The following is a 645-nucleotide window of genomic DNA, read 5'->3' on the forward strand; positions in this document are numbered from 1 at the left end:
CAGACGCTAGTTTGTGTGGAGCCGTCCTTGAAATACCACCCTTGTATGTTTGATGTTCTAACTCAGACCCGTTATCCGGGTCGAGGACAGTGCCTGGTGGGTAGTTTGACTGGGGCGGTCTCCTCCCAAAGAGTAACGGAGGAGCACGAAGGTGGGCTAAACACGGTTGGACATCGTGTGGTTAGTGCAATGGCATAAGCCCGCTTGACTGCGAGAATGACAATTCGAGCAGGTGCGAAAGCAGGTCATAGTGATCCGGTGGTTCTGAATGGAAGGGCCATCGCTCAACGGATAAAAGGTACTCCGGGGATAACAGGCTGATACCGCCCAAGAGTTCATATCGACGGCGGTGTTTGGCACCTCGATGTCGGCTCATCACATCCTGGGGCTGAAGTCGGTCCCAAGGGTATGGCTGTTCGCCATTTAAAGTGGTACGCGAGCTGGGTTTAGAACGTCGTGAGACAGTTCGGTCCCTATCTGCCGTGGGCGTTGGAGAATTGAAGGGGGCTGCTCCTAGTACGAGAGGACCGGAGTGGACGAACCTCTGGTGTTCGGGTTGTTACGCCAGTAGCATTGCCCGGTAGCTAAGTTCGGAATTGATAACCGCTGAAAGCATCTAAGCGGGAAGCAAGCCCTGAGATGAGT

General features: G+C 54.1%; 1 rRNA gene. It reads left to right on the forward strand.

Going from position 1 to position 645, the window contains the following annotated elements:
• Nucleotides 1-645: ribosomal RNA gene (locus ACRQQK_RS15525) — 23S ribosomal RNA — on the forward strand; the annotation flags it as partial.

The sequence above is a fragment of the Vibrio sp. C8 genome (assembly GCF_054051265.1).